The organism is Paraliomyxa miuraensis, from assembly GCF_026337845.1.
GTDB lineage: Bacteria > Myxococcota_A > Polyangia > Nannocystales > Nannocystaceae > Paraliomyxa > Paraliomyxa miuraensis.
This window is the reverse complement of the sequence record NZ_JAOVZF010000109.1, coordinates 1-4,442: the sequence shown is the minus strand read 5'-3', so window position 1 is coordinate 4,442 and position 4,442 is coordinate 1. Positions and strand designations below refer to the sequence as shown.

At 68.6% G+C, this 4,442-nt stretch carries 4 protein-coding genes; 3 read left to right on the top strand and 1 reads right to left on the bottom strand.

Annotated elements, in window-relative coordinates; all coding sequences use genetic code 11:
* The coding region (locus OEB96_RS00590) for a translation initiation factor (RefSeq protein WP_266213421.1) at window positions 1–368 on the top strand (368 nt) is incomplete at its 5' end.
* A 236-nt stretch (window positions 369–604) separates the two neighbouring features.
* Window positions 605–940, top strand: coding sequence for an aminoacyl-tRNA hydrolase (locus tag OEB96_RS00585; protein ID WP_266213420.1), 336 nt, complete (start codon window positions 605–607; stop codon window positions 938–940).
* Window positions 941–1,039: 99 nt separating this feature from the next.
* On the opposite strand, the gene OEB96_RS00580 is transcribed toward OEB96_RS00585, so the two are convergent.
* Complete coding sequence (locus OEB96_RS00580) at window positions 1,040–3,577, bottom strand: hypothetical protein (protein WP_266213419.1); 2,538 nt, start codon at window positions 3,575–3,577, stop codon at window positions 1,040–1,042.
* A gap of 669 nt (window positions 3,578–4,246) precedes the next feature.
* Between OEB96_RS00580 and OEB96_RS00575 the strand changes: the two genes are divergently transcribed.
* A partial coding sequence (locus tag OEB96_RS00575; protein ID WP_266213418.1) for a hypothetical protein occupies window positions 4,247–4,442 on the top strand: 196 nt, incomplete at its 3' end.

Sequence of the window (4,442 nt, the reverse complement as noted above, 5' to 3'; positions counted from 1 at the left end):
GCGCCCCGCCGCTGTCCACCAATCCGTTTGCCGCGCTCCAGGGGGCGCTCGGCGAGCTTCCTCCGGGTGATGCGGTCACCGCTGCGCCCGAGCCCACGATCGCGCCCATCGACTCCCCCTCGCTCGCGCACGGAAGGCTCGTCCTGCGTCGCGAGAAGAAGGGACGCGGCGGCAAGACGGCCACGGTGATCGAGGGACTCGCCCTGTCGGAGCCTGCGCTGCAGGACATGGCGCAGCGGCTGCGGCGTCAGCTCGGCTGCGGTGCCCACGTGGAGGGAGCAACCATCGTGGTTGGCGGAGCGCAGACCGATCGCGTGCGTGAGTGGCTCTCCGCCCAGGGCGCGACTCGGATCGTGATCGGCAACTGACCGACTCGGCCGCACCACGAGGGACCGCACTGACGCGTCGGGCCTTGACGGGTGCGCGTCCTCCCTCCACGATGAAGGCGATGCCGCGGCTGCACGCCACGACCGGGACCACGACTCGCTTCGGCGGGCGCGGTCCCTCGTGCGCGTAGCTCACGAGCACCGCCGCCCCGCCGGACACCGGACGGGGCACACGTGTGGTCGCTCCGTCCTTCCGGCTCACCGCCAAGGAGACGACCATGAGCAACCCAGCAAACCCCGCAGGCCCCAACCTCAAGTCCTACATCCTCATCCGCGACAGCGTGCCCACCGGCTTCGCCGTGCTGGCAGCCGCGCACGCCTCGCTCGCCATGTACCTCCGGTTCCACGACGATGACGACGTGCGACAGTGGTTGGCAGGGCCGTTTCGCAAGGCGGTATGCAAGGTCAACGACGAGGAGTTCGAGCGCGCCAAGCAGGTCCCCGACCACGTCGTCATCACCGAATCCGCGCTCGACGGGCAGGAGGTGGCGCTCGCCTTCCGACCGCGCACCGAGTGGCCGAAGGCGTTCAAGTTCCTCCGCCTGTTCCGATGAGCCCCGGTGGCCGGGCTCAGCGGCGACGCCGAGCTTGCGGAGCCGATGCGAGAGCGGCGGACCGGAGCCCGCCAGCGACTCGGTTGGTACGGTGTCCAGTCACCGCCCGCGATCGGGGCAAAACCACGTGGTCCCCGTCCGGGTCGAGCTCGGGCGAGCCTCACTCTGCTGCCTCAATGCTCGACCCCGGCGACACCGCTCGGGGGCGGGCCTCGGGGCGAACGGGCGCCGGGGGCCGGTGGTGGGTGCAAAGCCACCGCTGTCGACGAGGCGATCGGAGCGCGCTCCCTCGACGGCAGCGAATCGGCGGGTGCGGTGCGATGACCAGGGCGTAGCGAAGTCGCATGAGATGGCGCGCGGCACGGCGATGTAGCGGCTGCGACCGTAGTGGTTGGTGCTCCCGAAGACGCGGGGTCCATGAGCCCACAGGAGCACGGCACCTCGCGAACAAATCCCGACCGCCGCTCGAAGCTTCCTCATGTCGGTCGTTCCCCACGTCCACTCCTCGACCTCGATCTCCGCGAGCCCCGGTCGCACGGTTGGGACGGCCTCTTGCTCTCCCGAGCGACTGACGAGGATCTCGTCCTGCACCGGCACGGCGTCGATCTCGTTGCCGTCGAGCACGGTGTCACCGTTGCCGTCCGACTTGGCGAGCACCTCCACGCCGACCTCGAGGGCACGCTTGCTCCTCTTGGCGGGGGGTGAGCAGGCCTCGATCGTGCCCGCCTCGCCGGCGTCCTGCTCGACTTGCCGCAGCAACGCTACGAGGGCGACCTGCTCGTCGGTCTCGACTGGCAGCTCGACGCCATACACCCAGCCCTTCGGGCCGCGGATGAGTGCCTCGAGCTTCCCGCCCTGCCGGGTGACGGTGAGCGACCGTGGGCTGCGCGGCAGCACCTGCCCAGGATGGAGCCGCCGGAAGGCCGCGTTGAAGCGTCTCTTGGTGACCTCACCGCGCGAGGCTGCCTCGCGGTACACCTGCATCAGCTCGCGCGCATCGGACTTTCGCAGGACTTGTGGGCGCTCCCACTGTTCCCACTCCTCCGCTCGCCTCGCTGCATCCTCGACCAGGGTCTCGAGCGTGCTCTTCCCCCCGCACGGCTCCGGCGCTTCCTCGCCCTCCCTGTGGAGCTCGACGCCGGAAGCGTCTTCCACGATCGTCTGGGCCACAGGGGCGTCGGCCTCGAACGGCACTACGTCGACGGTCTTGGGCTCGGGCTCCGGATCGTGGCGGGTAGCGTCCTTCGCCCCGAGTATCCGCCTCACCATGAGCGCCGCGAGGGCCTTCCGAGCCTCGTCGGCGAACGAACCCATGTCGCCCTGCGCTCCGTCTTGTCCGAACAGCTGCCTCGAAGCGACCGCCGCGAGGATCTCGAAAGCCTCGGGATCGGGCCAACACGCGACGTCATCGTCCTGCGCGGCCTCCTCCTGCTCGCATGCGGCTTGGTGATCGCGGCCCTCGACGCCGTCGAACTGCTCGAGCGGAGGAGACCAAAGCCGACCGTCGCGCTCGAACGCCACGATTGCCCGCGCACGGCCGTACGCACGCTCCACGTCGACCTCACGACGCGTGGCGCGGAAGTACTGCACGAGCTTGGAGCCCACCCCGAGCCGCTCGGCCTCAGCCAGAGCATCGATGATCTGCAGGACGGTGTACCGCTTGGGGTCGCGGTGCTTGGCGACCATCGTGGCCAAAGGACTGCGCGAGCCCGCAGCGACGGCGGAGCTCACCTCGGGCACCGAACGCTCCGGTGAAGGCCCCGAGCCCTGGTGCTGCTCGACGGTCGCCTTGGCGACCCAAACGCGGGAGTAGACGATCCGCAGGACGTACTGCGGCCCATTCGCCCACCGCACGGCCCGGTCGAACCGCAGCTCCACGTACTGCGATCGAACCTTCTGCACCGTGGCCCGCCCCTTGTCGGTGATCACTCGGTCACCCTTGCAGAGCACCGACTCACTGCCGGGCATGTAGCCGGCCTGGTCGAGCACCTGTCGACAGTGCGCGGTCTTGCGACCATTCGCCGCCGCCGCCGCGAGGAGCCGCTCGAGCCACCCGCCTGTGGCCGGACCGTCGGGCGTGCGGCCACGCCAGCCATTCGGCACCTCGCCGGTGATCCTCACCTGGAGCTCGCGCCCTTCCCGGGCCAGCTCGAACATCCGGCGCAGGACGACGCACGGCTTCTCGTGCGGGGCCGCGTCGCGCTCGGCGTCATCGACCCGGCGCCGGGCATCCTCCGCGCCCTCGAGCAGGTCTGCCCGTTCTTCCACCCGCTGAGCACGATCGAGGGCTCGCGCCTTCCGTTCCTCGAGCGCATCGTCGAACCCCCTCACGTCCTCGGGCTTGGGGTCGTGGAACTGGAGCCGCACGTGGGGCACGCCCGCGACAATGAGCCCGCGGGCGTACCTCTCCACCTGGTCGCTCGACATCATCCGGCCCCGCGTCCGCGGTATGCCCCACTTGCGCAGCGACCGGGACCACCGCCACCGTGGCCCGGCCTTCTCGATGGCGTCCGCGTGCGGGCCGGTGTCGCCTTCGAGGAGGATACCGTCGGCGTAGTGGTACCGCACCACCACCGCGGCCGGCTTGGCTTGGGCATCCACCGTCGGTGCGGGAACTCGCTGGCTGGTCTCGTTCATCGTTCACCTCCCGAAGGTCCACGACCGATCCATCGCCCAGTCAGTCAACACCATGAACCGATCGGGCGCAAACGGCTGCGCTCGGAGCACAGGAATTCGGACAAAGCACAAGAAGGCGCTTGTAGTGGTGCTTCACGCAAGAACTGGAAGAACCCCCAGAGACGAAAGAGGCACGTACGAGGAAAGAAGGGCCGATCTTCTATCGCCTGAATCCACACCGATGCCGCGAGACGGTGAGGTGGCACGTACTCCTACGCAGTGCCCAACCCGTCTCCGCACCTGGGTCCCTCGACGGGCCAGTGTCCGAAGTCGCTCCTTCCAACGGGGAGAAGGCGTACAGAGGAACGCAACCATGGCCACGCCCGTGAGCAAGGCCCATCACCAGCAGTCAGCGGCTCAGCAAACACCCGCTGTCGCGGGACCGGGTGGAGGAGCAACCATTAGAGGTGCCCCGAAGTGGCCCTTCACCCTTCACCAAGATCCAGGAGCCGTCGGGGTAATGCCCACGCGCGCGTCGTCGAGGATGATGAGTTCGAGGCAGACACCCGTGTCGGAATCGAGCACGGTTTGTCAGGAGGGAGCCTCATCGACCCGTCGACTCCCGCGCGTCTCAGCCCTCGAAAGGCAATAACCGCCGCGGTTCCCGAATCAATTGGGCAACCACCTGGAATGGATCGTAAATCGATTTGGGAATTGAAATTCGCGATATCAGCGTATTCTTCGCACTTCGAGTGCCTCCTGCTGCTTGCCTGCGCGGCGTTGCGTGAGCTCGCTGCCGCTGTGTACGAGGTCGCCCTGACCCGTCTTGCAGGCGCGCCGGACCTCTGGTGCACCGCACGTCCGGTGTCCGACCACCGCACGCTCG

Coding starts and splice junctions, on each gene's coding strand:
- OEB96_RS00585 (WP_266213420.1), top strand. CDS start 605: ATGAGCAACCCAGCAAACCCCGCAGGCCCCAACCTCAAGTCCTACATC.
- OEB96_RS00580 (WP_266213419.1), bottom strand. CDS start 3,577: ATGAACGAGACCAGCCAGCGAGTTCCCGCACCGACGGTGGATGCCCAA.